Source organism: Glaciecola punicea (assembly GCF_001756615.1).
GTDB classification, from domain to species: domain Bacteria; phylum Pseudomonadota; class Gammaproteobacteria; order Enterobacterales; family Alteromonadaceae; genus Glaciecola; species Glaciecola punicea.
The window spans coordinates 167,497-194,269 of record NZ_LZXY01000002.1 but is presented as its reverse complement, the minus strand read 5'-3'; the positions used below and the strand labels follow the sequence as shown (position 1 = coordinate 194,269).

Here is a 26,773-nt window from a genome sequence, read left to right as displayed (position 1 = left end):
TTTTGAGTACTCTCACATTTTACTATCTAAGTATTTACCGGTTTCTTTATGGCCAAAATTAGGAAGCATTTTTAAGAACAGCGCAATAATATCATTTTTTTCCCAAATTTTGTCTCGTTTCAACTGTAAGATAGTTTCTTCAAATTCAGAAATTAGTTCTGGCACAAATATCGGTTTATTTTTAATGATCCCTAAATTTTCAAACCTTTCCATATCAAGGGCTTCATTGTCAGTAAAAAATTCTTCAAAATCTTTCTCACCGGTAGTATCACTATCGGTAAATAAGCACGGCCATCGACCTTCGTCAGGTAAGGTTTTAGCTAATTCTCTGGCCTCGTCTTCGGAATCACATAAATAGGGTTTATAGCCTAAATCACTTAGATACTTCACTGCAATATCAGCAAACGTTATTAAGTGGAGTGACTCGCTCAATTTAGGGAAAAAGATATCTCGATTTTCGCCAAAGATACAAGACATTAAGCACAGTTGTCCAGACTCCTGAGGGGTTACAAAATAACGCTTAATATCTTTAGGCGCCACAATGGGTTGGCGCTTATTAATACGTTGATCAAAACTGTGTAGCAATGAACCGTCAGAAAAAGCGACGTTAGCGAACCTAGCCGTAGATATTACAATGTCCAAACTGCGCCGCATTAAAAACATTTCCATAATACGTTTTGACGCTCCCATCATGTTTACTGGGTTTGCTGCTTTGTCAGTAGAGACGCAGAAATATTTTTTGGAACCCTTTTCTATGGCCTGTTGCATAGTTTTTTCGGTGTTAAAAATGTTCACGTCAATCATCCTCATTAGTGTGAAAGGGTCTTTCTCACTACGAACATGTTTTAACGCCGATAAATTAAGGACGTAGTCATATTTTCCATCAGCTTTAATAAAGGCATCGTATTCTATAGAGCCAATATCCAACGCAAATGTTTGGAAGTCTCCTTTGATATAACCAAAGGAGCTTCGAACGTCTCTCACTAGCTCAACAAGATTATTTTCGCTAATGTCTACAATATGAAGCTTTTTGGGACTGCGCTTGAAAATCTCTTTCGTTACAGCTTGACCGATAGAGCCAGCGCCACCCAGTACAAGAAAACTTGAGCGAGAGACGATATCTGTCATTTCTAAATCATTGTTTGCTATATCGCAAGCAAATAAATCTTTCTCACGGCCTATTAGAGACAAGACTGAGGTCATTTGTAGCCATCCTTATATTTACGCAAGTGTATGGCGTAATTAATACTTATAAATAATAAAGTCCAGCAATCCTAACGAGAAAAAAGCCTGCTTTATTGAGTCCTTATTATTCTCTAAAGGTATCCTGGTTTTGAAGGAACCAATGATACGCTTTTGATAAACCAAGCTCCAAGTCGACAGAATATTCCCAACCCAAAGTTTTAAGTCTTTCAACGTTCATCAATTTGCGGGGTGCTCCATCAGGCTTAGTAGAGTCGAATTTAACTTTACCTTTATAGCCGACTACTTTAGCTACGGTTTCGACCAAATCCTTAATGGTACAATCTACACCAGTGCCAACATTTATATGACTTAGCATCGCTTGTGTGTTTTCGTCATACGTTGGTTTATCTAAATTCATAACGTAAACTGATGCCGCTGCCATGTCATCAACATACAAAAACTCTCGCAACACTTTGCCACTTCCCCATGCAACCACTGTTTTGTCGCCTCTTAGTTTAGCCTCATGAAAGCGACGAAGTAATGCTGGAATAACATGACTATTTTCCGGGTGGAAATTATCGCCAGGGCCATATAAGTTAGTCGGCATAACACTACGATAATCTCGCGAGTATTGCCGGTTATATGACTCACACAATTTAATGCCAGCTATTTTTGCAACGGCATAAGGTTCATTCGTTTCTTCTAAAGTGCCAGTCAATAAGGCACTTTCTTTCATTGGCTGGTCTGCGAACTTAGGATAAATACACGAAGAACCCAAAAATAATAATTGTTGAATGTTTGCTAAGTGTGCGCTATTGATAATGTTGCATTGGATAATGAGATTTTCATAAATAAAATCTGCTGGGTAGCGGTTGTTTGCGACTATTCCACCCACTTTAGCTGCTGCTAAATAAACTTGGTCAATTTTTTCTGATTGAAAAAAATCGATGACCGCTTGTTGGTTAGTTAGGTCTAAATCATTTCGAGTTCTGGTTATTATCTCAGCGCATCTCCCAGCTTCTAATTGCCGAACGATTGCAGACCCAACCATTCCAAGATGACCTGCTACAAAAATTTTCCGATCTTGAGATAACATATTTTTACTCCTGATTTACAACTGAAATCGCTATATTGTAAGCATATTTTTTAATAGCACATGTTGATTTTATTTGTTTATCGGTGGCAATGACAAAGTCGTCCGTCCCATCTTGCTTCAAGGCTATCACTGCATAAAAAAGTAGTGATTAACATGACCCCAACATGTCGCACAAGCGCTGCAAATATAAATGTGCTGGCCACCATTATCTGCCGCGTATCGAGCCGCCGCTAATTGCTCGTTAAAAGCTACTGTAAACCATGTTCACACTCCAATCTTTTTAGATCATTCATCAGGTCAACATTGTTTTTTAGCCACTCAGGGTCTTTTCCCCACCACTTAAAGTTTAACAGAAAAGCAATTGTGTCCTCGTTGTATCTATACTTTATAACTTTTGCAGGAACCCCTGCTACAATTGCATAAGCTGGAACATCTTTAGTCACTACAGCTCCGGCTAGCACAATTGAACCATCCCCGATTACCACTGTGCCTATTATCGTCGCTCTATCGCCTATCCAACAGTCATTTCCTATTTTGCATCCGTAGCGACTTTGGTTATCTACAACTAATATTTCATTGAACCTTTGTTTGTCTGTAAACGTGTATCCATTTTGTTTCTTTAAAGAATAAAAAACGGGGCTTGTCGATACAAATGGATAGGTGTAAGGGTGAGTTCCTTGAATAACTTTCACCTCAGAGCCGATAGAAGTGTATCTCCCAATACAAGCATTTATTCGTGAATTTTCACCGATATAAGAACCGAAACCCAATTCTCCAGAAAAATTACTCTGCGAATATATTTGGTTCATTCCTTCAAAAGTAGAGCCAAGCAGAATATTAACGGAAAAAGATAGCTTCAATTCCCCCCGATGTTTTATGCTCAAATATATATATTTTACAACTCGTTTGAGTAATGCATACATACAAAGAAACTCCTTTCTAACGTTTTATACTTCATAGCATTATTCTAATTTCTACTTTTGTTTTAACTTAATCGGGTAGGGCTTTGCATTTCTATAAAAAGAATCGATAGTCGAATTTTCAGTGAAGTTAATTATTTGACACTTCATAAACTTCGAATATTTTTCCACTTCTAAAAAACCCTCAAACATAAAAGAGTAGAACTTTAGGTACTTCCACAATCCGCCTTTTTCTATTCTGCCCTCGGCTGTTAAGTTCAAGGATGATTTTCCATAAAAATGTTCCGTTTCTAATAGAACCTCATTGTTATTATTAACAGAAAGCCGTTTGAACTCATCAGCTTCAACACCATGCAATTTTATGGTTGAATATCCTTCATTCACTGACAAGTAGAGGCAAGCAATTACGACATTTTGAAATTTAGGAGTCACTAAATTCGATTTGTACAGGCGGTACAACCACTTATTCTCACCAGGATAATGATTAAATCGAATAGCGCCAATTTTAACAAAAGGACTATTAATTAAATTGTTGGCAATTTTATAGTAATTAGCGGGCACAAAAAGAACCATGTGCCACGTTGCGCTATTTATTACTTCATAAAGTTTTATAAATCTTTCGCTATTATCGCTAAAAAACAAAGGATCTATCAGGAGGTAATGAGAGGGTTTGTAGTCAAAAAACTCCTTGGCAGTTGCAAAAAAATTGACCACCATGATGTCTTCCCCTGCTTTCCTATGTTCATTAAATGTGGAATGACAAGATGGACCATTTCCTAATACGTTGATTGTACGATCGTTTTTACTTTCAAATTTCGCATCGCAGCGTTGGAATATAAGCTTACCAGCAAGCAGGAACATCAGCACGGTACTAGGAGTTCGCTCTATTATCTTAGCGATATAACGCAAAAAAATTAAAATATATCTTTTCATTAAGTTCCTTTGCACCAAGAATTTGTTGCCGCGAAATAAATCAATGGCAATATTATCTGACGCGGTCAAATTTTGTTGATGTTACAATTATGGGCCGCTACACGTGTAAGTGTTGCGCCAATTCATGATTTAGTCCTGATTTTCTTTAGGACTTTTTTAAAGATATAAGTCCCAATAACCGATCTTATAATTCTGTATCCATACCAAATATTCGACGTAATTAAATTTGTTTTATCTCTAACAACCAATTTTGAATCTTTTAATGACGCATAAATATCACCGCTTAAGCCACCGTCGCGAAAAGCGCCAAAAACAACGTTGACGTTTTTCGTCTTATAGTTCTTTTTTAGCAGTCTGTATACTAATTCAAAATCCGCACTCAACTTATAATTTAAGTTGAATCCACCTTCAGCTTTTAATACCTTTTTATTCAGATAGACAGTTTGATGTGCGAACGGCATCCTTATTAGGACATTAGCAAAGAAGAAATGTTTAATTGGTTGGAAGCGAGCGTAATATTCCTCATGCTCGTTAACAAGGTCTACAGAACTAAAATATAAATCAGCTGGAAAGCTTGATAACTCATTTGCATACGACTCAAGTGACGTACTGTACATATAGTCATCTGAATTTAAAAAACCGATATAACCGCCAGTTGAGCACTGCAAACCTTTATTCATAGCATCATAAATGCCGTTGTCTTTTTCAGACACCCAATAGTCAATAAGGTGTTCATATTTACGAATAATGTTTAAGGTATTGTCTGTAGAACCTCCATCAATTATTACGTATTCGACGTTGTCATAGGTTTGGTTAATTACGCTGAGTATCGCTTTCTCTAAAAAACTTTCACCGTTGAACACAACTGTAATCACCGTTATGAGAGGACTAAGGTGTTGTTCAGAGCCTGACTGCACTGAAGCTTCGCGACCCACTTTGAAATAACCTTTCGTGCGTAAGCCACCTTCACCAATGCGCTCGCTTGCTTGCGCTAAAAACAAAACGGTGTCGAATTTGTCGTCAGGACTATTAGATTGGCGTACCATCTCAGAGAATTCTTTCTTGCAAGGTTTTACTACTTGACGGGAAGTACTAAAATTAGAATCTAGTTCAAATATATTATGCATTAAAATTTTTCTTCCAGTTTATAAAACAACATCTAGGTGAGCGCATGATCATTTCGGCCTTAAAAAAAGATTTGACCTATCCTCAATGAAAGGCCAATACATAGCGGTCGGTCTTGTTGAGTGTGTTTTTTCTTATTATCGATATTTTTAAAGCTGCTGTGGACCCAACATGGAATGCAGAGCCTAATTCTATCGGACCGATGTGACCAATATGATAATTCAAACAGCTTCTTGTTTCGCGATCAATATAACAAATATCTATTTGCTTCTCACTACATTTAAAGCACCGATAATTGTTGATTTTGTCTTGCAGTTGAGTGTGCATATAGCTATTTCCCCTGTCGATGTCTGGTGGCATATATCGCTAGCGTGAGCGGAATGGCCGCAAGCCCTGAATAAACTACATGCCCAGCAAAAAAGGATACAACTAATATAAGAAACCAAAGAGTAAAGGATGCAAGGTGGGTGAAGCTATTTCGAATACAAATTAGTCGGTATACTAAATAAAAGTAGAAAAGAAACGATAACACGCCGGTTATGCCAAATAAGAAGAACATATCTAATATATCTATTTCAATCTTTGGTTTGACAAAGCCGACATAGGCGCCTTGGCCCCAACCAAAGAACCATCCAAACAGTCCAAAGTTGTCGAGCGTAAATTGTAAGTTGGTTAAGAAGAAGGCCTCTCGTGCAGAGAATATCAACGATATTATGCCTCGTTTGTGATACACAAATAAGAACCGCTCGATAATGCCTGACACTTTAATGAGTTCACCTAAGGCATCTGCGAATAAGATAATTGAAAAAATACAGATAAGTAGTGTCGCAAAAAATGTTTTCCGCGAGTTTAGAAATAGAAAGAGTCCTACAATTATTATTGTACCAAGCATTGCCGATTTGGTTGCCACTAATGCGCCACACAGCAGCACTAGAATTAAGGCTGTCATCTGAATTGGCCATGATTTATGCTTCACCCAGCTAAACATTACAAAATATGATAATGCAATGATGGTAATAGCTAGCTCGTTTCCAGAGAATATAAAGCCCTTTATCCCGAAGCCCTCGTCGACAGAGTAGGTTGCAAACCCGAAGCCTAAAACACCAAATGCAAGATTTACAGCGATAGATACGGTTAGTACTTTTAAAATAAAATTGATTTTATCGACTGTTGGTTGCGTTAAAACAATGTAAAGCATAAAGCTAAGAAAGAATAAAACGCGAATAGCTAAACTGATATCGATAAAGAATAGCGAAAATTCGCCCCGTATTAGAAATATCCTTAAAGAAGGAAGCGAGAGCAAAAATGTAAGTGCCAATAAACCCGTTGCAATCCTCAAATCGGTAATCGCTATGCGAATAATGACAAGGGTTAGGATACCTGCTTTAAAGACAAGAGATAGCGGCGCAGCGGCACCATTTAACAGTAAGAAGCCATTGACTAGGTCAACGGCTATCGAGAAAGGACACAGCATCAATATTGTCCAATCGAGCAGTGCTTTTTGCCATTGCTGTTGATTTGATGAAGGCTGTTTGCTGATGTTGTCGGCTAAGACTTCATTTGGGGTTATAATATCCGCCACATTAGCGCCTAAGTGACTGTTGGGAGATCTTCGGTGGATAGAGTAGCGACTTTCCAAAAGCAATGATTAAAGCAAGCAAGCCGCCTAAAATAGTGCCAATGATAACCAGAAGGCCACGTCTGGGATAAGAGCGTTTTTCGGGTATCATGGGCGGGTCAATAACCTCAAAAAGAAAGTTACCGTCGGCATTTATTAAAAGTGTTTCGTAAATTGTTTGTTCTATAAGATCGGATAACACCACGCGAAAACTTTCAATCTGAACAGTCGCTAACTCAGTCTCATAAAAGTGTAACTTTCTTTCTAAGGCATTGAGTTCTCTATCTTTCATTTTTTGGTTTAAATCGATGACTAGGGAATTGACAATTTGCGCTGCCACTATCGGAGACTGGTGGATAAATCTAAGGGTTAAAACTCTTGCAGCCCTGTTGTCTTCTATGAATAAATGATTAAGCATTAGCATTTTCGAAGCCACTTGAAGCGTTGGGGGTTCTTCTATTATCCAAGACTCAGTTACCGGATCATATATTTCATCATTCCAAACCAGAGAACCATCGCTGCTATTCCAGCTATCTACGCCATAGAGTAGCGGCACTAAATTATGTTTATCAATAAAGTTAGCTATAAAGCCTGGTGAACGCAAAACCTGCACTGCCACTAGATGTTGCTCGTACTCGCTCGTTGCTTTGCCAAATCCGGCCAAACGCAAAGCAATATTTGCTTCTATCGAATTATCAGTAGCAGCAAGACTAGACTCTGAAGGAATCGCCTTGAGTTCTACCGTGTAGAGTTCGACTTGCGTTAAAGCAAGCCAGACAGATACAACTATAGACAGACAAATAGTAATTAAGAAGATGTATTTTTGTGTCCACAGTATTTTAACAACATCCAAAATATCTAGACTCGCGTAATACGGGGCTTTTTTTTCGCTGGCTGTAGTGCTTTTTTTAATGTTATTCAAAGGAATACCTATCTATGACTTCAGCCACTGCATCTCACCTAAAATACATGTTAAGTAATGCTTTACTTTACGCGGAACTCTGCCTGCTTTGTAGGTTGATAAAATGTCTAATAAGGTTATTTTCTCGTTCTTTTGGATAGCCATCATCACACTAATATTGCGACACTGCATTGGACTCATGAGCTTTCCATGTTTATCCATAAACTGTTGGAATCCCATCCAATATTTTTGGCTATTGGAAATTCTATCCTCAGTTTTGAATGCATAAATACGCATGAGCGGAATGCCAAGGCGATAAGCAGGTCCAAAGCGGTGAATCAGTCGCGTAAAACAATCGTAGTCTTGTAATGAAACAAAATTCTCGTCAAATCCACCGATGGCAAGAATACGATGCCGCTCAATAAAAATTTGATTGGAGACCTTATTGTATGAAAGCTGCTGCTCTAAACTAACAATTTCATCTTTGCAGAGCACTTTTCGGTCTTTTTTGTCATCAAACCAAAGGTAACCCGCACATATAAATGAATAACGTTCGTCGTATGCTGCAAATAGAGCACAAAGGCGTTCGCCTAAGAACTCGTCGTCGTCGTCAATGCCAGTAATAAATTTGCCATGAGATGCTTTAATGGCGATATTACGACTAGCGCATGCCCCCATTAATTTGGTGTTATGAAGCACCTTAATGCGCGGGTCTTGCTTTTGCCATTTCTCTAACGTTTCACGTGTATTGTCGGTAGAACAGTCGTTAACAATGATTAATTCGAGATTTTTCCAAGCTTGATTTAAAACTGAATAAATAGCTTTGTCTATTAACCGAGCACGATTTCGGGTAGGCATATATACAGATATAAGCGGTTTGTTTGACTTATGGTGGCCATTTTCAACCGTTAAGCTAGCGTCTTTTATCATTGAATTTTTAGTTTCTGCTATTGAATTTACTGCGAGATATCGACTGCAATCCTTCGATAGACTCCAACCTCCCTTAGTCTTGAACCAGGCATTTTACCTCTTTCAACTTTCAACTTTCAATCTAAATTTTCCTAAAAGCTGCGAAAGCCTTCTCCGAAGTGGAAAATTACAATCTTAATCACCTTGTAATCGGAATTCAAGAGTTTGAGCAACAGTGCAATGCATCTATGTAATCAACAAATACAGCGGGTTTTGTTTTAAGTGTCAACCGTCAGTTTGACTGTCCCTAGCTTAGGATTTATTGTATCTTTAATGATAATGGAGATTTGCCATAGCGACAAAACTATAGTGCTTCGCTGAGAAAACGCGTTTTATATCATGTCATACAACCAATGGAAACCTATGAAACCAACACGGCATTCGCTCATTCTCGCAGGCGCCGGTCATGCTCATTTAGTGGCAATGCGGCGCTGGATAGAAAATGGATATAATCCGCCACAGGGTACTATATTACTCAGCCCCAGCCCTAAAGCATGGTATTCGGGGATGATGCCAGGGCTTATTGCAGGACGTTTTACGAGTGACGAATGTGCAATTGATTTGGCTCCTTTGTGTAAAGCCTGCGAAGTGGAGCTTGTCATTGGCGAAATTGCTGATCTTAACGCTGCTAAGCGCCGAATGAAGCTGACAAACGAGCAAGTTCTAGAATATGACTATTTGTCATTAAACGTAGGTTCGGTGCCGCCTCAGCCATTGCATAACGATGGCAGTATTAACCTAGCCCCGGCAAAGCCCTTCGCTGGTTTTAACGAGCATTGGCAAGCATGGCGTAAGCGTAACGAATTTATGCAGCTGGCCGTATTGGGCGGTGGTGCGGCTGCGTTTGAGCTTGCTTTAGCCTTGCAAAAGAGCTTGCCACAAGCACAGCTATCGTTAATTTGTAGCGGTGATTTGCTAAGCGGCTATTCGAGGGGCCTGCGCCACAAAGCCATAAAAATTCTTGATGAGCGCGGTATTAAACGACATAAAAATACGCGAATTGATAGTATCGCCAACGGTTGGCTAATTAGCGGCACACGGCAAATACTGCAGGCCGAAGCGCTTGTAATAGCAACGGGCGCTGCCGCGCAGCCTTGGCTGGCTAGTTCTGGGTTGAAATGCGACAATTCAGGCTTCGTGGAAGTTAGCGATAGCTTACAAAGTCTAAGTCATCCTGAGGTCTTGGCCAGTGGTGATTGTGCCAACCAAACCGGCGCAGCACATTCTGGTGTGTACGCGGTCAGACAAGGATCGGCCTTAAGCCAAATTATACCGGCATTATTAGACAGCGACACCTTGCGCGAATATAAGCCGCAAGCACGCGCGCTGGCTTTGCTTGCTACCGCTGATGGCGGCGCACTTATGCACTATGGTCGGTTCAGCGCCGGTGGGCGATTACTTGGTATGTACAAGGATTATTTAGATAAGGGCTTCATGGGGCGACACACGATAGATTAAACTATAAACGCTGTTATTCTTCGTTTGTAGGCTCTACCGCCTTTTTTTTAAGCGTAAAGTAGCCGCCATAAACACGGGTAAAAACGGTTATGCTGCCCGCAAGCGCAAAGCCATACGCTAACCAAGAAAAATGCTGCGGCCAGATACAAAACGCGACGAAGATTAAAATAGTTTCCGTGCCTTCGGTTAAGCCATGTAAATAATAAAAGCTCTTGTATTCAAATTGCGGCTTGCTCAGTTGATACTTTTCAGCCGGAATTGCAAAGGCTAAAAAACTTGAACCTGTGCCAATAAACACGGCTAATAAAACGGCTGCGGGCAAGGCATTTTGGGCGGGATCGGCCAGTGCAAAACCTACCGGCACGGCGGCATAAAAAAGAAAGTCTAAGCAAATGTCTAAAAAGCCGCCGGCGGCGCTGCTAGTGCCTTGATGGCGCGCGAGAGCCCCGTCTAATCCGTCTAAAATGCGATTAATTACAATGGCCGTTAAGGCTAAATACCAGTGCTGAAAGGCCAGTAAAGGCAGGGCTAACATGCCTATCGCAAAGCCCACCACGCTTAATTGATTAGGGGTCACCTTGGTCTTTGCTATTTGTTTAACAAGCGGCGTTAATAATACTTTTACCGCTGGCGTGATAGAAGCATCTAACATTGTTTATCGGCTCCTGTTGTTGATAAATTGATCACCCGACCGCCTGCGGCATCGGCATCGCTTTGATCATGAGTGACTAATATAGCCGCCAAACCGCGCTGGCGAATTTGCGCAAATACTAATTCTCGTGTTGCCTGCCTAAGCTGGCTATCGAGTTTACTAAAAGGCTCATCTAGCAAAATCACGCTTGGCTCGTTTAACAGCACTCGTAATAGTGCAACGCGAGCTTGTTGCCCGCCTGATAAGGTTTTAGGCGCGCGTGCCTCCATTCCCGATAAGCCAACACAGGCTAACGCGTCTAACACGCGCTGCTTTTTACTGCTTGATTTACCCTGCTGCATGCCAAATTCAATATTGCCTGAAACGCTTAGATGGTTAAACAGCAGCGGATCTTGAAAAAGAAGCGCGGTGCGTCTTAAATGACTGGGAGTTTGCGTTATATCTTGAGCGCCTACTAGTAGTTTACCACTAGCCCGAAAAGCGGGATCTAACATGCCCGATAGCCAGCTTAGCAAGGTTGATTTACCGCTACCCGATGGCCCCATAACGGTCAGTATTTCGCCTGCGGCCACGCTTGCCTCTATGCTAAGTAAAAGCGTGTCGCCTTTATAAATTTGCAAGTTTTCAATGCGTAATAGCTTGCTTGTGTTATCCATTATTTATTGCCTTGGCCGAAAAATAAGTTTAGGAATAAGCCATGCGAGTATAAAACCAACAACAGGCAGCAGTATTTGTATTATGACATAAACCGCGCTTAAGCGTCTGCTGGCGCCGCTGGCAATAGCAACTGCTTCTGTGGTTAGTGTATTGATGCGTCCGCCGCCTAATAGCAAGGTTGGCAAATATTGACCGAAGCTCACAGCTAGCCCAAGCGCGCATGAAAACAGCATAGGCGGCAGTAACTGTGGCAGCTTTACGGCGTAAAAAACCTTAAAGGGTGAACAGCCTAAAGAGGCAGCTACCTTGGCATAGCGCAAATCGAGCTTGCGATAGCTTATCGCTAAAGACAAAAACATATAGGGCATAACGAACAATAAATGCCCCAGTACCACGGCGCCAAATACTGCCTTAACACCCAGCAGCTCTTTTACCCATACAATGCCAAATAAGAAGGCAACGCTAGGCACTAGCAAGGGCAAATAAACCATCAGGCTGGCAGCAGAGCCTAATTGGGTTTGGTGCTGTTGCTCAGCCTCTAAGGCAAACAGTGTAAAAAATAGCGCAATAGCCGTGGTGGTAATGCCCACCAACACCGTGTTGGTGATGGTTTGGGGAAGCTGCTGCAAAGCGCTGTTCCAGTGTAGGCTGACTAATTGGTCAGGGTAGACATTTGGAAAAGGCCAAAAGCCTGCAAAAGACCAAAGCACAAGCCCAAGCAGCGCTAAAACGATGAAGAAAAGCACTAGAAAGGTTGTAGTATGCGTCAGTATTTTCCAGCATAAATCGCCATACTGTCGGCGCCCATTTGTGAATGTGGAAAACCCAAATCGTTTTACACATTGCTCTAGCAGCCGCCACGTTAATAATACGCTTAACGTTAGCGCAATTTGTATCAGTGCGCCTGCCGAGGCCTTTATTCTCAGGCTTAGGTCTACATCGTTAAACCACTGCATAACGGCAACCGCAAGGGTCGGGGGCGAATTGGGTCCTAAAATTAACGGGATTTCTATACTGGCACTGGAATAGGCTAAAATGGCATAAATAGGCAGGCGCATGAAGGGATAAAGGCTAGGTAAAACGGCTTTGCAAAAGGCTGTAAAAGGGTAATAACCAAGGCTAAGCGCCATTTTATATTGTTTATCTATAAGCTGCTTTATTTCGTTTTGCTGCATGGCGGCTAGCGCCATTAATAAAATGAATGGCAGCTCTTTTAAAGTAAGCCCTAAAATGATGCTCAATCCATAAGGGTCGTTGGGCAACAGCACATCAGGCGGTAATTCAGCGCCGCTTAGCCATGGCGAAAACAGTCGCATAATTAAACCTGAGGGGGCAATTAGAAACCCAATCGCAATGGCGGCGGCCGCATGTGGAATGACGAGTATAGGCCCTAAAATACGCTGTATGTGGTTAAGTAGCCTAGAGTTGAAATAATTGCCGAGTATTAAGATACTTAAGATGACCGCAAAAAGTGTGCTTATAAAACTCGTAAAAAAACTCAAGCCAAGCATATTAGTCCAGCCTGGGGTATGAAAAAATGCTGCAAAGCCGCGTAGGTTAATCGTGTTTTCACCAAGCGCAGGCAGCCAACCAAAAGCGGGTAGTATAAGACCTAATAAGCCGGCAGCAACAGGCACTAGCAGCAGGCTTATTAGTATTCGCGGGCTCAAACTTACCCAGCGCGTGAAAAACGACGGCTGAATAATCATTGCTTAGCCCCATATCGTTTTTCCCATTGTGTGGTAATTACCGCATTCCATGAAGGATGCAGCTCACTCAGCGAAGGGCTGCTGTTGTTGGCAGGCAAAGCGCTTGGGTGGCGCTTTGAAGGGCGAAACATTAACTGCTGCTCAGACGACAGCATGCTTAAATCTAGCACTGTGCGGTCGCCCCAATTGCTTGGCTGCTGCTTTTTTGCCTGTGCTTCTGGGCTCATTAAAAAATTAGCGACTACTTTGGCGGCCGCTTTGTGCTGGGCGTTAAAGGGGATCGTCACAAAATGTACATTGCTTAAGCTTCCGTCTTTCATGGCGTAACTTCTAATGCTAAGGGGCAGCTCAAAGCGTTCAACTGCGCCGGGTATGTCGCCCCCAGAAAATGTAAAGCCTAGCGTCAGTTCGCTGTCGTCTACTAAGCGTCGTATGCTGGCGCCATTGCTAAGGAAGTATTGTCCTTTACGCCATAGATACGGGTGAAGTTGATCGAGAAATTGCCATAGCGGCGCGAGCACAAGTGCTTGGCTTTGGGCCGTAGGCGGCTCGTATAGCTGTGCAAGAATAGCGGGTTCTTGCTGCTGGCTAAGTATAATTAAAGCGTATTTTAAAAAGCTTAAGCCCAAAAAATCGGGCGGTTTAGCGTAGGTAAAACGCCCCGGGTTAAGCTTGCTCCACCTTAACAGTGCTGGCAGTGTTTTAGGTGGTGATGAAGTATGCGCGCTGTCATAGTAAAAGGTGAGGGCGGCTTTTCCCCAAGGCGCTTCCATACCGTTTGTGTGCATACCAAAGTCCATTGTTACCGCGGGGTTTTGGTCGGGGTTGGTGAGTGCAAAATTGGGAAGAAGACCAAGCCATTGCGCTTCAAGCAAATTGTTTTGCGCCATGGTGGCAAAGTTAAGCCCGTTTATCCATAAAAGGTCAACTTGTCCTGCCGTAGTATTGCCCGCTGATGCCTCGGCAAGCACTCGGCTGACCGCGTCGCTGGTTTGTGCGAGTTTAACGTGCTGCATATTAATTGCGTATAGGGTGTTAACGCGCTGGGCTACCCACTGCAGGTAGCGGTTAACCTGTGGATCGCCGCCCCAAGCATAGAAATAAACGCTCTGGCCTCGCGCTTGTTGTACTAGCTGGGTAAACTGCGTTTGGGTAACGCTTGCTTGGGTGTCGATTAAAAGTGGGGCTTTGACAGGCTCAAGCGTTTTAAGTGTTTTAAGTGAGTCCTGAGCGCTAATGAGCGGACAAAACAACAGCAGTATCCACATGAAGATTAGGTAAGATGGCTTATTTTCCATCACGCGCACAGTATTGTCAGCCTATCGTTTCACATCGTTTAACTGCCAATCATAATCCAGGTAATCTATTTTTACTTGCTCACTTTGCAATAATGCACGCTGTTCAGGGCTCAGGCCAAGTGCGTCAGCATAAAGCAGTACAAACGATTCTAGGCTGTTGGCACTTCGAAAACCTAACTCAAAATCATTTTTGTACCACTTAAAGATAGACGATAAATTTAACGCCTCCCCTTGCATGTTATTGCGACTCCTATCGGATAAAAAGCGCAGCGTTTGCTGCGCTAACTGCATATCGAGTTTACTTGCTTCATACGCTTCTTCACGCAGGGCCGGGCAGCCTATACTGGCGCAGTTAACCGCAAAATGTATGCGCGGCTCCTGGTATTTGTTGTCACCTCTTATGAGGTCATGCTCAATATTGTCAAGGCTAAGCACCTTGCCAAGTAAAGGTATAAAGGATTTTTTCCAAGGTGAGCGAAAAAAGCTGCCTAAGTCTTTAATAGAGTCAAGATTAGGATATTCGGTTAAAATAAGCTCTACGGTCCATGCATTATAGGCGTTAAGTAAAAATGCTAACTGTTTGGCATCATCCCATGCAGCAAATTCAGCTTGGGTGACTTGTTCAAGGGCATTAAGATAGTTTTTTAACGCGCTTCGCTGGGCTAAAAAACCGGCATAGTTAACGACTGTATTGTGGTTTTGCGCGGTTGGGCTTACGTGCTCAGCCAGCAGTGCAGACCAGTCGTCGTGAAGTGTTTTTGTTTGCGCAGAAAATGCCAACATAGTCAGTAGCACAACAGTGGCGGCTACATAGCGTTTTACCCACACTGGCATGAATATTCGCATACTATTATCCTCTTCTAAACGCGTGATACTTTTCAAGTAAACGGAGTACTTTTTCAGGCGCATGCGCACGTTTCCACTCGCCCGCCGCAAACTTGCTGCTTTCCGCCCACGTGGGGTAGCTATGAATAGTGCCCAATATTTTTTGTAGCCCCAAACCGTGCTTCATGGCCAGCACGAACTCGGCAATTAAATCGCCTGCGTGCTGTGACACAACCGTCACACCTAAAATTTTGTCTTTGCCTTTGGGTGTGATGACTTTGATGAAGCCTTTGTTGGCGCTTTCACAAATGGCGCGATCAAGCTCTTCAAAATCATAGCGCGTTATCTCATAGTCAATTTCTTGATCAATCGCGTCTTGTTCATTAATACCTACGCGAGCCACTTCGGGATCGATGAAAGTAACCCAGGGGATCACGCGGTAATCTACTTTGAATTTTTTGAAGGGGCCAAACAAGCTATTCACCGCCGCATACCAGCCATGATGAGCGGCCACGTGGGTAAACTGATAGGGCCCCACAATGTCGCCGGCGGCTAAAATATTCGGGTATTTGGTTTCTAAAAACGCGTTAGTTTTAATAGTGCGACCACTTTCAATCCCCAGTACATCTAAACCATACCCTTCAAGGCGAGCGGCGCGGCCAACAGCGCATATTAATTCATCGTACTCTATTAACAGTTCCTGTTGCTGATGTTTCACCACAATGAATTTTTTACCGTCGTGGCGTTCAAAACGCAAAGCCTCGTGCTCGGTTAGCACATTTACACCGCTGTCGCGCAAACTTTGTTTAGCAAACTCAGACACCTCGGTGTCCTCTTTTGACATAATACGCGTGGCTAACTCAATTTGAGACACCTCGCTGCCAAGGCGTGCAAATGCCTGCGACAGTTCACAGCCTATAGGGCCGCCGCCTAGTACAACCAGCTTTTTAGGTGTATTTTCTAGCTTTGCAAACTCAAGCCACATGGTGTCACTGGTTACATAGCCCGAATCTTCAATGCCGGGTAAGGGTGGTATAAAAGGACGAGCGCCGGTGGCAATAACGATATTACGTGCACTTAAGCGCTGCTTGCTGCCGTCGTTTAGGGCAATGTCTACGGTCCACGGATCAACAAAGGTAGCGTAGCCTTTAAGTACTTCTACGCCTAAATTGGTGTAGCGCTCAACGCTGTCATGTGGGGCTATTTCGGCAATGATATCGTGTACGCGCTGCATCACGTTTTTAAATGAAAAGCTGACCTTAGTTTCATCAAGTCCATATTTTTGGGCATCTTGAAACTGGCTGACGATTTTAGCACTTTTAATCAGCGCTTTGCTGGGCACACAGCCGTAATTCAAGCAATCACCGCCCATTTCTCCTGCTTCAATTAAGGTCACTTTTGCCTTAACTGCAGCGCCAATATAGCTGGTGACTAAACCACCCGCGCCCGCGCCGATCACAATCATATTGCGGTCAAAGCTCTTGGGTTTATGCCAGCCTTTATACACGCGGCGTTTTTTTATAAGGTTAATAATCGCTTTGGCTATTAGCGGAAAAACACCCAGTAGAACAAAGGATAAAATAAGGTCGAACGACAAAATACCCTGCAGGCTGTTAAGCTGGGCAAGCTGGGTACCGGCGTTTACAAACACAAAGGTACCTGCCAGCATACCTAGTTGGCTGACCCAGTAAAAGGTCCATGGCTTTATCGCCGTAAGGCCCATTAGTAGGTTAATTAAAAAGAAGGGAAAAAGAGGGACTAGGCGCAGTGTAAATAAGTAAAACGCACCTTCTCTTTCAACGCCTTTGTCTATTGCCGTTAAGCGCTCAGGAAACTTTTTCTTAATGGTGTCTCTTAATATATAACGAGACACTAAAAATGCTAAAAGAGCCCCTATGCTTGAGGCAAAAGAGGCTAGTAGCAAGCCTTCAAACAAGCCAAACAGCGCGCCTGCCGTTATGGTCAGTATGGCGGCGCCGGGCAGTGAAAGCGCTGTCACTACCACATATATTAAAAAGAAGCCACCCAAGACTAAAACAGGCGAAGCATCGCGCCACTGCCTGAAATCGTCGATGGAGTTTTTAAGGCCGTCTAAGGTGAGGTAGGTATTTAAATTGAAGTAAAAGAAGCTGGCGATCAGCGCCGCTACCACCACCGCAATGGTTAATTTTTTATACACGTAGACTCTTCCTTAAAATGAGTAGCTTAGCTTAACTTCGCCGTGAATGGGCAGCTCTGGAAACACCAGCGTTGACCCAAAAAATCCGCCTTCAAACACGGGCCGCCAATTCTTTTCGTTGGTCACATTGTTTAGGGTAAAGCGCAGGGCGAGCTGCTCGCTAAACAGATAGCGAGTATTAAGATCGAGGGTAAACTGGTCGCGTATCAGCACCGTAGCCAAAAAGTCCAAGGGGTAGCTTTTTGTATAAATACCTGAGAAGCCTGCTGACCATTTTTCGTTAATATTAAGGCCGCCGTTTAGCCCTAGGCTTTGCTGCGGGATCCCTTGTACTTGGGTGTTTGACGCAGCAAAAGGGGTGAAGTTGGGCGAACCAAGGCCTGTGCCTTGAATAATATCAGCACGGGTGTTGTCAAAAGCATCAGCTACTTGGCGCGATCCTTGGCTGGTGGCGCTGTTGTCATAACGTGCATCTATATAGGTATACCCGGCGTTAAACCAAAAGCGCTCAGCGGTATAAAAAGCTTGTAGCTCTAGGCCTGTTGCGCGCACGCCTGTGTTGCTTCCGTCGCGATTGCGTAAGCTTCGTCTTTGATTAAACCATGCGCCGTCTACATACCAATGGCTATCACTGGGCGCATACTTTATACCCGCTTCAAACAAGCTATTATTAGTCGCAAAATTTAATTCGCTAATGGTGTTGTCGCCGCCAAGGACGTTGCCGCCAGCCATACTGTTTGATGTGGCTTCGTTATAACTGCCCGCAATATACGACGTTAACGAGGCAGTAATAGCATAGCTCACGCTAATTTGAGCAGACTGTAATATTTCATTAATGCTGTCAGACACGGCTACTTGCCCCTGAGGTGCAATGGGGTCTTGGGCTTTTACATCATAATAATCAAGCCTGTAGCCTAGGCTGGTGCTTAGTTCATCTGTCCATTGGCTGTCGTGCTGCACGGCTAAACCTGTTTGCCAACTGCTTGAGTCGGTGGTGTCTGAGAGCGAAAAGTCCCCTGCGCCGTCGCCGTTAATATCGTATTGCCCGCCGGGTGATACAAATACCCCTGGGCGTAATTCAACCAAGCGCGCTTGTTGCTCGCTAGTAAGGGGGATACGCCGATTCATAATAGGTCCGGTTAGATCAATTGGTGCATCGGCTTCGGTAGTGAACTGACTGTAGCCTAATACGCTGTTATAGCGCACGTCAAACGCGATGATACTTTGCTGACTGTGGTGCCAGTCGTAAGCTAATTCGGTGCGGTTTTGCGCGGTATTAGCCGCGTCAATAATTTCTACAAAGCTATTTTGGGCGATGCTTTCACGCTCAAGATACTGATAATATGTGGTGTTTTTAAGTCGAGCATTATCGCTTAGTTGGCGCCTGTAAATACTGTGGACTAGGAAAGTTGTGGCGGTATTGATATTGCCTGGATCGGTCAACACTTGGCTTCGGTTTATGCGCACTTCCCCCGTTGGCGAGATAACCGAGCCTGCTCTGGGAATTAAGCTGCCATTAGCCTGAGCGCCTTGGCCAGTAATATATAAGCCCTTGTCAATGAGGTTTTGGGTGGGGCGGTTTATGCCGGCGTTGTCGGTATACTCCACGTCATAATATTCAACGTTGATATCCCACGTGCTGTCACTATTGGGCACTAAGCGAAAAGCGCTGTAAAGGCTGTCGCTTTTATACCCGCTAAAATCATAAAAATCACCGTTGTCTATGCGTTCATAGCTTAGCCGTAGCCCGCTTTTATTGTCAACTAAGACCTTGGAGGTATCTATTTGGGCGCGGTAGCTGTCCCATCGGCCCGCGGAGAGTGACATTTTGCTGTCTTGCTTGCTTATGGATGCACGTTTGGATTGTAAGTTAACAAAGCCGCCGTTACGCTGACTGCTGCCAAACATTACAGGAGGCGGCCCTTTCACCACGTCAACTTGTTCAATAGCGTTAAATGACAGCGGCACACCAAATCCGTTATTACCGGCTTGACGTCTCACGCCATCTTGCAAGAGCTCACCTAGCTGCCCTCTAATTGTGGGTAGGCTAGGCGCGCCAAAACCACTTGCCGCATAAGTGCTTGGGCTCACAGCCAAAATATCTTGCAAAGTGGTAATGTTAAGCACTTCCATCATCTGCGCCGAAATAGGCGTTACCGAGCGCGCAATATCTTGGATAGATAAGCCATCTCCAAAAGGCCCGTCAATTAAGCTTTGCTTAGGGGAAAGTAATGCTGCGTTAGAGGCGTTGCCGGTAACCTCAATTACTTCAATTTCTTTATCGTTTTCTTTATCGTTTTCTTGCTGTGCGAAGGCTGTCGCGCAAAAAAGCGGAAGCAAAACCGACAGGGTCCCTAATGTGCAGCGCAATGAAGACGCATTTTTTTGCATGTTTGATAATATCCGAATAGGTGGTTTTGGGCGTTAGCAACTGATTTTTGACCAGTTGCTATTCATCATTAAATTTTAGCGATTGAATTGGTCTTTAAAGCCTTGAATTCTTTTTGCATTAGCGCCCAAGTCACTGCGCCCGACTCTAGATACTGAGCGTAAATCGACATTGGTAGTGTTGGGCGTTTCAGAATCAGCTTGCACTCTAATAACGATGTCATCTTTAAACTGCCACAGCGTGGTTGTTTGTGTCGCCTCAATAATACCCATATCTGCATTTATATTAACAATTTCCCAGCCTAAGCTTTGTGCTACGCCCAGCGCTTTATCAAAGCTGTCTTGCACACTTGCACTCACGTTCATGGTTTTGATGTTTGGATATGCCGCTTGCTGCAGCTCGGCTAAATTTCCGTTTTCAATACTGTAGGCTAAGGGATTAGCGCTGTCACCGCGAATGGCTACTATGGCGTCAAACCCAGGAGGATTAAGTACATCGGTTGAAATGTTATGGATAGCAGGAACGGTTCTGGCAACGTATACCTGAATGCCTAGGCCAACGATGGGGATTAAGCTTATTGCCACGGCAATAACAGCGTTTCGGCCGCTAGCGGGTTTAGCACGTCTGTGCAAAACAAAAACAACAAGGCCCGCTATGAGTACGATAAGGGCTAAATAAAAGGTGTAATTGAGGATCTGAAAACCGGTGCCAAATCCGTAAAGACCTATGCGAAAGCCGATTAATGCAAGGGGAAAGCCCAAAGCGCTTAGCACTGCAAGCCATTTAAGTACTTTACTCATAATAAATATCACCGTTAATTATTTGATTAGTATGCAAAACATTTTCATTCATATTACCACTAACACAGCGCAATTAGAACAAACAGGAGGCTGTGCACAAAGATATCGCCAAGAGTCTCTAGTTTGGTGATTTATAAGCTGCGTGGATAAATCTACCATGGCATGCGAGTTGCTGGCAGGTTGAAGCGCTAGACTGTCTGGTTTACAAGCTTCACAACGCTATCTTTGTGGATAAGCTAATTTGCTATCGATAAACTACAATAACGGCATTTTAACAGTAACTTTTAACCGATTATTGTGTTTTTTATATCTATAAGGGTAACAAACTACTTTTTTAAAGCTTTTTTTATGCGTATTTACATTTCTGTTGCTCCAGTACGTAATCTACTATTTCCCATAATATTTTAAAACACTTAGCGCCTATATTGTCGACAATATCTGTTTTATTAACTTGATTAATTAAATATTTTCTTTATTATAGCCCGTTATAAAATTTACATGTCGACAATATTGTGGCATTTTGGTAGTAATTGACACTTGGTTTATTCACTCATATGAAAATAACTAACCCGACTCAACAAGCAGCGGTGACCACTGCCGACAAAGTATTTCAACAAATGCAGCATGCCATTGTTGAAGGTGAAATTGCTGCCGGGAGTAAAATTAGTGAGCCTGAGTTAGCTAAACGCTATCAAATTAGCCGCTCAACCCTGCGTGAGGCCTTAAACCGTTTAGAAAAGTGTCACCTTATTGAACGAAAAGCCAACGTGGGTTCGCGCGTAGTTACCTGCACTATTGAAGGTTTGCTAGAGCTATACATTACTCGAGAAGCACTTGAAGGCATGGCGTGTCGCCAAGCTGCCAAAAATATGAGCGACGAAGAAATTTTGCATATGCAAGATATGCTAAAAATTCACGCCCAAACGCAAGATCTCAAAGACGGTGTTGCCTATTATCAAGAAGAAGGCAATCTCGATTTCCACTACAAAGTGATTTTAGGGAGTCACAACAAGCAGTTAATCGAACTGATTTGTGGCCAGCTATATCACTTGGTGCGCATGTATCGCTGTCAATTTGGCATGCATAGCCCTAGAGCCAGTCGCGCTTTTGATGAACATGCAAACATTATTCAAGCCATTGCCGATAGAGATGGGGAGCTAGCAGAAATGCTCATGCGTCGTCATATTGCTGCATCGCGTAAAAATATTGAAAACAAAATAGCCCAAGAAATTGCTCATAAAGAGCAAGCAAACATTGTACTCATTAAGTCTTAAGAGGAAATACATTATGACAAGTCCATTATCTGCTGGCGCGAAATTTCGTCAAGCCTTAGCCAATAACAAGCCCTTACAGGTTGTGGGCACCATCAATGCATACAGCGCAATGATGGCCCAGCAAATAGGCCATCAAGCCATTTACTTGTCGGGCGGCGGTGTGGCTAATGCCTCTTATGGCTTGCCCGACCTTGGTATGACTTCATTAAACGATGTTATTGCCGATGTGCAGCGCATTACGGCAGCGTCCAGCTTACCCTTACTGGTCGATATTGATACCGGTTGGGGCGGCGCATTTAATATAGCGAAAACAATCCGTGATATGGAAAAAGCAGGCGCGGCGGCAGTTCATCTTGAAGACCAAGTTGCGCAAAAGCGCTGTGGTCATCGCCCTAACAAAGAAATTGTGGCTACTGATGAGATGGCAGACCGTATTCGCGCCGCCGTGGATGCACGCATCGATCCTGATTTCTTTATTATGGCGCGCACCGACGCCTTCGCGCAAGAAGGACTAGACGCTGCAATAGCGCGCGCTAAAGCCTATGTGGCAGCCGGCGCCGACGGTATTTTTGCAGAGGCGATAAAAACCGAAGAACACTACCGCGCGTTTACCGAAGCCTTAGATGTGCCAATTCTTGCTAATATCACTGAGTTTGGTCAAACCGAACTGTGGAACAAAAAGGAGTTAGGTGAGTGGGGCTGCGCTATGGTGCTTTATCCACTCTCCGCGTTTCGTGCCATGAATAAAGCGGCTGAGTCTGTGTATAAAACATTGCTTAAAGATGGCGATCAAAAAGCAGAAATTGGCAACATGCAAACGCGTATGGATCTATATGACTATCTTGGTTATCACGATTATGAGCAAAAGCTAGATTCGCTTTTTGCTAATGGCAAAAATAAATAATTACACATATATCTACATATACAGTAAAAAATATTGACGAGAGGAAACTACCATGACAGAGAAAAAGATTAATAGTGCGGGTCTACGCGGTCAAAGTGCAGGCGAAACGGCGCTTTGTACCGTGGGCCAATCGGGCAGCGGATTAACTTACTGCGGTTATGACGTATCTGACCTAGCCGACAACGCTACCTTTGAAGAAGTCGCTTATTTATTATTTAACGGTGAATTACCCACTACAGCTGAGTTAACGCAATATAAAGCCGAGCTACTGGGATTACGCGATATTGGGCAGTCACTAAAAGACGTGTTAAAACTAATCCCCAAAGACACTCATCCTATGGACGTTATGCGCACGGGCTGTTCATTTTTAGGTAACGTTGAGCCAGAAGCTGATTTTTCACAGCAGCGCCAAGCCGCAAACCGTTTACTCGCCGCCTTCCCAGCAATTATGTGCTACTGGTATAGATATTCACATGATGGCGTTGAAATTGACTGTAGCAGTGACGAAGCATCACTAGGCGGCCACTTTTTACGCTTGTTAAATGGCAAAACGCCGTCTGCGCAGCATGAGCGTGTAATGGACGTATCGTTAATTTTATATGCTGAGCACGAATTTAACGCCTCTACCTTTACCGCACGTGTTTGCGCCTCTACTTTGTCTGATATGTACTCTTGTATTACCGGTGCAATCGGCACTTTGCGTGGCCCACTTCACGGTGGTGCTAACGAAGCGGCTATGGATATGATCCAGAAGTTCAAATCACCAAGTGACGCAAAAGTGCAAATGGCCGCAATGCTTGAACGTAAAGAAAAGATTATGGGCTTTGGTCATGCCATTTACCGCACGTCCGACCCCCGCAACGTCATTATTAAAGCATGGTCGGAAAAGCTAGCGAAGCAAAATGGTGATACTGCACTTTATGATATTTCTGTTGCCTGTGAAGAATTTATGTGGGACACCAAAAAGTTGTTTTGTAACGCTGATTTTTTCCATGCGTCTACTTATAATTATATGGGTATTCCTACCAAGCTGTTCACGCCTATATTTGTGTGCTCACGCCTCACGGGCTGGGCTGCGCACGTGATGGAGCAGCGCTCAAATAATCGTATAATTCGCCCAAGTGCTGATTATGTTGGCGCAGATCCAAGAAAAGTGATGCCCATCGCGCAGCGCTAAGCTAGCAATCACTAAGCTCAACAAAGGGATTACATTATGAATTATGATTACCGCAAGCCACTTCCTGGCGCCAATATTGATTTTTTCGATACCAGAGCCGCCATAGAAGACATCAGCCCAGGCGCTTATGCAAAATTACCCTATACATCACGTGTACTTGCTGAGCAATTAGTAAGGCGATGCAGCCCTGACACCTTAAGCGACTCGTTAAAGCAAATTATTGAAAGCAAGCAAGAGCTTGATTTTCCTTGGTATCCCGCGCGTGTTGTGTGCCATGATATTTTAGGCCAAACAGCCTTGGTTGACTTAGCCGGCCTTCGCGACGCGATTGCTGATCAAGGCGGCGACCCATCTAAAGTTAACCCCGTGGTACCTACTCAGCTTATTGTGGATCACTCCTTAGCAGTAGAAGCGCCGGGATTTGATCCGCAAGCCTTTGATAAAAACCGCGCTATTGAAGATCATCGTAACGCACAGCGTTTTCACTTTATTGAATGGACCAAAACAGCGTTTAAAAACGTGGACGTTATTCCTGCCGGCAACGGCATTATGCACCAAATTAACTTAGAAAAAATGTCACCCGTTATTCAAGTGCGCGACGGCGTCGCCTTCCCCGATACCTGCGTAGGCACCGACAGCCACACGCCGCATATCGACGCGCTGGGCGTTATTGCCATTGGCGTGGGCGGCTTAGAAGCTGAAACGGTTATGCTGGGTCGCCCCACTATGATGCGCTTGCCTGACATTATTGGGGTGCATTTGAGTGGTAAACGCCAGCCTGGTATTACCGCCACCGACATAGTGCTGGCCATTACGGAGTTTTTGCGTAATCAAAAAGTGGTCTCTGCCTATTTAGAATTCTTTGGTGAAGGCGCGAGAAGCTTAACCATTGGCGACAGAGCCACTATTTCAAACATGACGCCTGAATACGGCGCCTCTGCTGGTATGTTCTATATTGACGCGCAAACCATTGATTACTTAAAAATTACCGGCCGTGAGCCAGAGCAAGTCGCCCTAGTAGAAAATTATGCCAAACATACTGGCCTGTGGGCTGACGATTTGCTTGACGCGCAATATGCACGCGTGCTCGAGTTTGATTTATCAAGCGTAGGGCGTAACTTAGCTGGCCCTTCAAACCCGCATCGTCGTTTGGCCACAGCCGATTTAGCGTCCAGCAACATTGCAAGAAACCTAAGCGATTGTAAAGCCCAAGAAGCCAAGGGTGAAATGCCCGATGGCGCCGTTATTATTGCGGCTATTACCTCGTGCACGAATACGTCTAACCCGCGTAACGTGGTGGCAGCGGGTCTTATCGCCAAACGCGCTAACGACTTAGGCTTAGTGCGTAAACCGTGGGTTAAAACGTCATTTGCACCGGGTTCAAAGGTGGCTAAGCTTTATTTAGAAGAAGCCGGTCTTTTATCTGAAATGGAAAAATTGGGCTTTGGTATTGTCGGTTACGCCTGCACAACCTGCAATGGCATGAGTGGCGCCCTTGACCCAGTCATTCAAAAAGAAGTTATTGATCGCGATTTATATGCAACCGCTGTTTTGTCAGGCAACCGTAACTTTGATGGGCGTATTCACCCTTATGCAAAACAAGCCTTTTTGGCATCACCGCCTTTAGTTGTTGCTTATGCAATAGCCGGCACCATTCGCTTCGATATTGAAAAAGATATACTAGGACAAGACCAACACGGTAATGACATTACCCTAAAAGACATTTGGCCAAGCGATGAAGAAATTGATGCAATTGTAGCGTCGTGCGTGAAGCCTGAGCAGTTCAAGAAAATTTACACGCCCATGTTCGATTTAGGCTCGTTTGAGCCGGCCGAAAGTCCACTTTATGCATGGGATGAAACTAGCACCTATATTCGTCGTCCTCCTTATTGGGACGGTGCGCTGTCGGGTGAACGCACTATGCAAGGCATGCGTCCGTTAGCAGTACTTGGCGACAACATAACAACGGATCACTTATCGCCCTCAAATGCGATTCAGTTAGACAGCGCCGCAGGTGAGTACTTGCATAAAATGGGCTTGCCAGAAGCGGATTTTAACTCTTACGCAACCCACCGTGGCGATCATTTAACTGCCCAGCGCGCAACCTTTGCTAACCCCAAATTATTTAACGAAATGTGCAAAGACGCTAACGGCGAAGTAAAACAAGGCTCTTTAGCCCGTATAGAACCCGAAGGTCTTGAATCGCGCATGTGGGAAGCTATTGAAACATATATGGCGCGTAAACAACCCTTAATCATTATTGCCGGCGCCGACTATGGTCAAGGCTCTTCACGAGACTGGGCGGCGAAAGGCGTTCGCTTAGCCGGCGTTGAAGTGATCGTGTCAGAAGGTTTTGAGCGTATTCACCGCACCAATTTGGTCGGTATGGGCGTGTTGCCACTTGAATTTACGAAGGGTGAAACTCGTCATACTTACCACATTGATGGCACTGAAACGTATGATGTTAAGGGAACAACGGCCGCCGGTGGTGCAATGACCGTGGTGATGACACGTAAGAATGGTGAAGTGGCAGAAATACCTGTGAAATGTCGTTTAGATACAGCTGAGGAAGTTTCAGTATATGCAGCTGGCGGTGTTCTGCAAAAGTTTGCGAATGATTTTCTTGAAGCAACTGTCGCCTAGCAATTAACCGTCGCCTAGCCATTAATCGTCGCCTAGCCATTAACCGTCGCCTAGCAATTAG

The 26,773-nt window shown here is 43.8% G+C and carries 21 protein-coding genes; 5 read left to right on the top strand and 16 right to left on the bottom strand.

The features are described 5' to 3' along the window. Positions 1–12: 12 nt before the first annotated feature. The 8 genes from BAE46_RS03115 to BAE46_RS03080 form a co-directional block, all read right to left on the bottom strand. Positions 13–1,203, bottom strand: coding sequence for a UDP-N-acetylglucosamine 4,6-dehydratase (locus tag BAE46_RS03115; RefSeq protein ID WP_070111727.1), 1,191 nt, complete (start codon positions 1,201–1,203; stop codon positions 13–15). A gap of 106 nt (positions 1,204–1,309) precedes the next feature. Continuing rightward, positions 1,310–2,281 carry a GDP-L-fucose synthase gene (gene fcl / locus BAE46_RS03110; RefSeq protein WP_070111726.1) on the bottom strand — a complete coding sequence of 324 codons (972 nt, stop codon included), beginning with the start codon at positions 2,279–2,281 and terminating at the stop codon, positions 1,310–1,312. 248 nt (positions 2,282–2,529) lie between these two features. Further along, positions 2,530–3,204 (bottom strand): CatB-related O-acetyltransferase, encoded by a 675-nt coding sequence (locus BAE46_RS03105; protein WP_070111725.1) that lies wholly within the window; start codon positions 3,202–3,204, stop codon positions 2,530–2,532. Positions 3,205–3,255: 51 nt separating this feature from the next. Beyond that, positions 3,256–4,134, bottom strand: coding sequence for a hypothetical protein (locus tag BAE46_RS03100; protein ID WP_070111724.1), 879 nt, complete (start codon positions 4,132–4,134; stop codon positions 3,256–3,258). 122 nt (positions 4,135–4,256) lie between these two features. Continuing rightward, entirely contained in the window at positions 4,257–5,180 is a 924-nt protein-coding gene (locus BAE46_RS03095; RefSeq protein ID WP_171901004.1) for a glycosyltransferase family 2 protein, read from the bottom strand. A gap of 410 nt (positions 5,181–5,590) precedes the next feature. Continuing rightward, the gene (locus BAE46_RS03090) at positions 5,591–6,841 is read right to left on the bottom strand and encodes an O-antigen ligase family protein (RefSeq protein ID WP_070111722.1); all 1,251 of its coding nucleotides are present in this window, start codon (positions 6,839–6,841) and stop codon (positions 5,591–5,593) included. Position 6,842: 1 nt separating this feature from the next. Continuing rightward, positions 6,843–7,799: a GumC domain-containing protein gene (locus BAE46_RS03085; RefSeq protein WP_070111721.1), complete on the bottom strand. Its 957-nt coding sequence runs from the start codon at positions 7,797–7,799 to the stop codon at positions 6,843–6,845. A 12-nt stretch (positions 7,800–7,811) separates the two neighbouring features. Continuing rightward, positions 7,812–8,708 carry a glycosyltransferase gene (locus tag BAE46_RS03080; protein WP_070111720.1) on the bottom strand — a complete coding sequence of 299 codons (897 nt, stop codon included), beginning with the start codon at positions 8,706–8,708 and terminating at the stop codon, positions 7,812–7,814. A 402-nt stretch (positions 8,709–9,110) separates the two neighbouring features. Here BAE46_RS03080 and BAE46_RS03075 point away from each other — a divergent pair, with 402 nt between their 5' ends. Next, positions 9,111–10,205, top strand: a complete 1,095-nt coding sequence (locus BAE46_RS03075) for an FAD-dependent oxidoreductase (protein WP_070111719.1) — start codon at positions 9,111–9,113, stop codon at positions 10,203–10,205. Between the two features lie 13 nt (positions 10,206–10,218). Here the strand turns inward: BAE46_RS03075 and BAE46_RS03070 are convergent, their stop codons facing one another. The 8 genes from BAE46_RS03070 to BAE46_RS03035 all read right to left on the bottom strand — a co-directional run bounded on the left by BAE46_RS03070 (position 10,219) and on the right by BAE46_RS03035 (position 20,714). Next, entirely contained in the window at positions 10,219–10,857 is a 639-nt protein-coding gene (locus tag BAE46_RS03070) for a CDP-alcohol phosphatidyltransferase family protein (RefSeq protein WP_070111718.1), read from the bottom strand. Further along, positions 10,851–11,513, bottom strand: a complete 663-nt coding sequence (locus BAE46_RS03065; protein WP_006007666.1) for an ATP-binding cassette domain-containing protein — start codon at positions 11,511–11,513, stop codon at positions 10,851–10,853. The genes BAE46_RS03070 and BAE46_RS03065 overlap by 7 nt, the downstream gene beginning before the upstream one ends. 3 nt (positions 11,514–11,516) lie before the next feature. Further along, positions 11,517–13,223 carry an ABC transporter permease gene (locus tag BAE46_RS03060; protein WP_070111717.1) on the bottom strand — a complete coding sequence of 569 codons (1,707 nt, stop codon included), beginning with the start codon at positions 13,221–13,223 and terminating at the stop codon, positions 11,517–11,519. After that, positions 13,220–14,521: an ABC transporter substrate-binding protein gene (locus tag BAE46_RS03055; RefSeq protein WP_425307094.1), complete on the bottom strand. Its 1,302-nt coding sequence runs from the start codon at positions 14,519–14,521 to the stop codon at positions 13,220–13,222. The genes BAE46_RS03060 and BAE46_RS03055 overlap by 4 nt, the downstream gene beginning before the upstream one ends. 21 nt (positions 14,522–14,542) lie before the next feature. Beyond that, complete coding sequence (locus tag BAE46_RS03050) at positions 14,543–15,367, bottom strand: DUF547 domain-containing protein (RefSeq protein ID WP_083256791.1); 825 nt, start codon at positions 15,365–15,367, stop codon at positions 14,543–14,545. A gap of 4 nt (positions 15,368–15,371) precedes the next feature. Then, positions 15,372–17,525 (bottom strand): FAD-dependent oxidoreductase, encoded by a 2,154-nt coding sequence (locus BAE46_RS03045; RefSeq protein WP_070111716.1) that lies wholly within the window; start codon positions 17,523–17,525, stop codon positions 15,372–15,374. A gap of 12 nt (positions 17,526–17,537) precedes the next feature. Next, positions 17,538–19,916, bottom strand: a complete 2,379-nt coding sequence (locus BAE46_RS03040) for a TonB-dependent receptor (protein ID WP_070111715.1) — start codon at positions 19,914–19,916, stop codon at positions 17,538–17,540. Between the two features lie 75 nt (positions 19,917–19,991). After that, complete coding sequence (locus BAE46_RS03035) at positions 19,992–20,714, bottom strand: DUF1499 domain-containing protein (protein WP_070111714.1); 723 nt, start codon at positions 20,712–20,714, stop codon at positions 19,992–19,994. A 554-nt stretch (positions 20,715–21,268) separates the two neighbouring features. Here BAE46_RS03035 and BAE46_RS03030 point away from each other — a divergent pair. From BAE46_RS03030 to acnD, 4 genes are read left to right on the top strand one after another with little or no spacing between them, the layout of a single operon-like run. Beyond that, positions 21,269–21,988 carry a GntR family transcriptional regulator gene (locus BAE46_RS03030; RefSeq protein WP_006007653.1) on the top strand — a complete coding sequence of 240 codons (720 nt, stop codon included), beginning with the start codon at positions 21,269–21,271 and terminating at the stop codon, positions 21,986–21,988. 13 nt (positions 21,989–22,001) lie between these two features. Further along, positions 22,002–22,892: a methylisocitrate lyase gene (gene prpB, locus BAE46_RS03025; protein WP_006007652.1), complete on the top strand. Its 891-nt coding sequence runs from the start codon at positions 22,002–22,004 to the stop codon at positions 22,890–22,892. Between the two features lie 52 nt (positions 22,893–22,944). Continuing rightward, positions 22,945–24,069 (top strand): bifunctional 2-methylcitrate synthase/citrate synthase, encoded by a 1,125-nt coding sequence (prpC, locus tag BAE46_RS03020; protein ID WP_070111713.1) that lies wholly within the window; start codon positions 22,945–22,947, stop codon positions 24,067–24,069. Between the two features lie 36 nt (positions 24,070–24,105). After that, entirely contained in the window at positions 24,106–26,712 is a 2,607-nt protein-coding gene (acnD, locus tag BAE46_RS03015; RefSeq protein ID WP_070111712.1) for a Fe/S-dependent 2-methylisocitrate dehydratase AcnD, read from the top strand. Positions 26,713–26,773 lie beyond the last annotated feature (61 nt).

Bases quoted from the DNA above. Each gene is read 5' to 3' on its own strand.
- BAE46_RS03075 (WP_070111719.1), top strand. From the start codon at position 9,111: ATGAAACCAACACGGCATTCGCTCATTCTCGCAGGCGCCGGTCATGCT.
- BAE46_RS03105 (WP_070111725.1), bottom strand. From the start codon at position 3,204: ATGTATGCATTACTCAAACGAGTTGTAAAATATATATATTTGAGCATA.
- fcl (WP_070111726.1), bottom strand. From the start codon at position 2,281: ATGTTATCTCAAGATCGGAAAATTTTTGTAGCAGGTCATCTTGGAATG.
- BAE46_RS03040 (WP_070111715.1), bottom strand. From the start codon at position 19,916: ATGCAAAAAAATGCGTCTTCATTGCGCTGCACATTAGGGACCCTGTCG.
- BAE46_RS03065 (WP_006007666.1), bottom strand. From the start codon at position 11,513: ATGGATAACACAAGCAAGCTATTACGCATTGAAAACTTGCAAATTTAT.
- BAE46_RS03115 (WP_070111727.1), bottom strand. From the start codon at position 1,203: ATGACCTCAGTCTTGTCTCTAATAGGCCGTGAGAAAGATTTATTTGCT.
- BAE46_RS03055 (WP_425307094.1), bottom strand. From the start codon at position 14,521: ATGGAAAATAAGCCATCTTACCTAATCTTCATGTGGATACTGCTGTTG.
- BAE46_RS03035 (WP_070111714.1), bottom strand. From the start codon at position 20,714: ATGAGTAAAGTACTTAAATGGCTTGCAGTGCTAAGCGCTTTGGGCTTT.
- BAE46_RS03030 (WP_006007653.1), top strand. From the start codon at position 21,269: ATGAAAATAACTAACCCGACTCAACAAGCAGCGGTGACCACTGCCGAC.
- prpC (WP_070111713.1), top strand. From the start codon at position 22,945: ATGACAGAGAAAAAGATTAATAGTGCGGGTCTACGCGGTCAAAGTGCA.
- BAE46_RS03070 (WP_070111718.1), bottom strand. From the start codon at position 10,857: ATGTTAGATGCTTCTATCACGCCAGCGGTAAAAGTATTATTAACGCCG.
- BAE46_RS03095 (WP_171901004.1), bottom strand. From the start codon at position 5,180: ATGGTACGCCAATCTAATAGTCCTGACGACAAATTCGACACCGTTTTG.
- BAE46_RS03100 (WP_070111724.1), bottom strand. From the start codon at position 4,134: ATGAAAAGATATATTTTAATTTTTTTGCGTTATATCGCTAAGATAATA.
- acnD (WP_070111712.1), top strand. From the start codon at position 24,106: ATGAATTATGATTACCGCAAGCCACTTCCTGGCGCCAATATTGATTTT.
- BAE46_RS03050 (WP_083256791.1), bottom strand. From the start codon at position 15,367: ATGCGAATATTCATGCCAGTGTGGGTAAAACGCTATGTAGCCGCCACT.
- BAE46_RS03060 (WP_070111717.1), bottom strand. From the start codon at position 13,223: ATGATTATTCAGCCGTCGTTTTTCACGCGCTGGGTAAGTTTGAGCCCG.
- prpB (WP_006007652.1), top strand. From the start codon at position 22,002: ATGACAAGTCCATTATCTGCTGGCGCGAAATTTCGTCAAGCCTTAGCC.
- BAE46_RS03080 (WP_070111720.1), bottom strand. From the start codon at position 8,708: ATGATAAAAGACGCTAGCTTAACGGTTGAAAATGGCCACCATAAGTCA.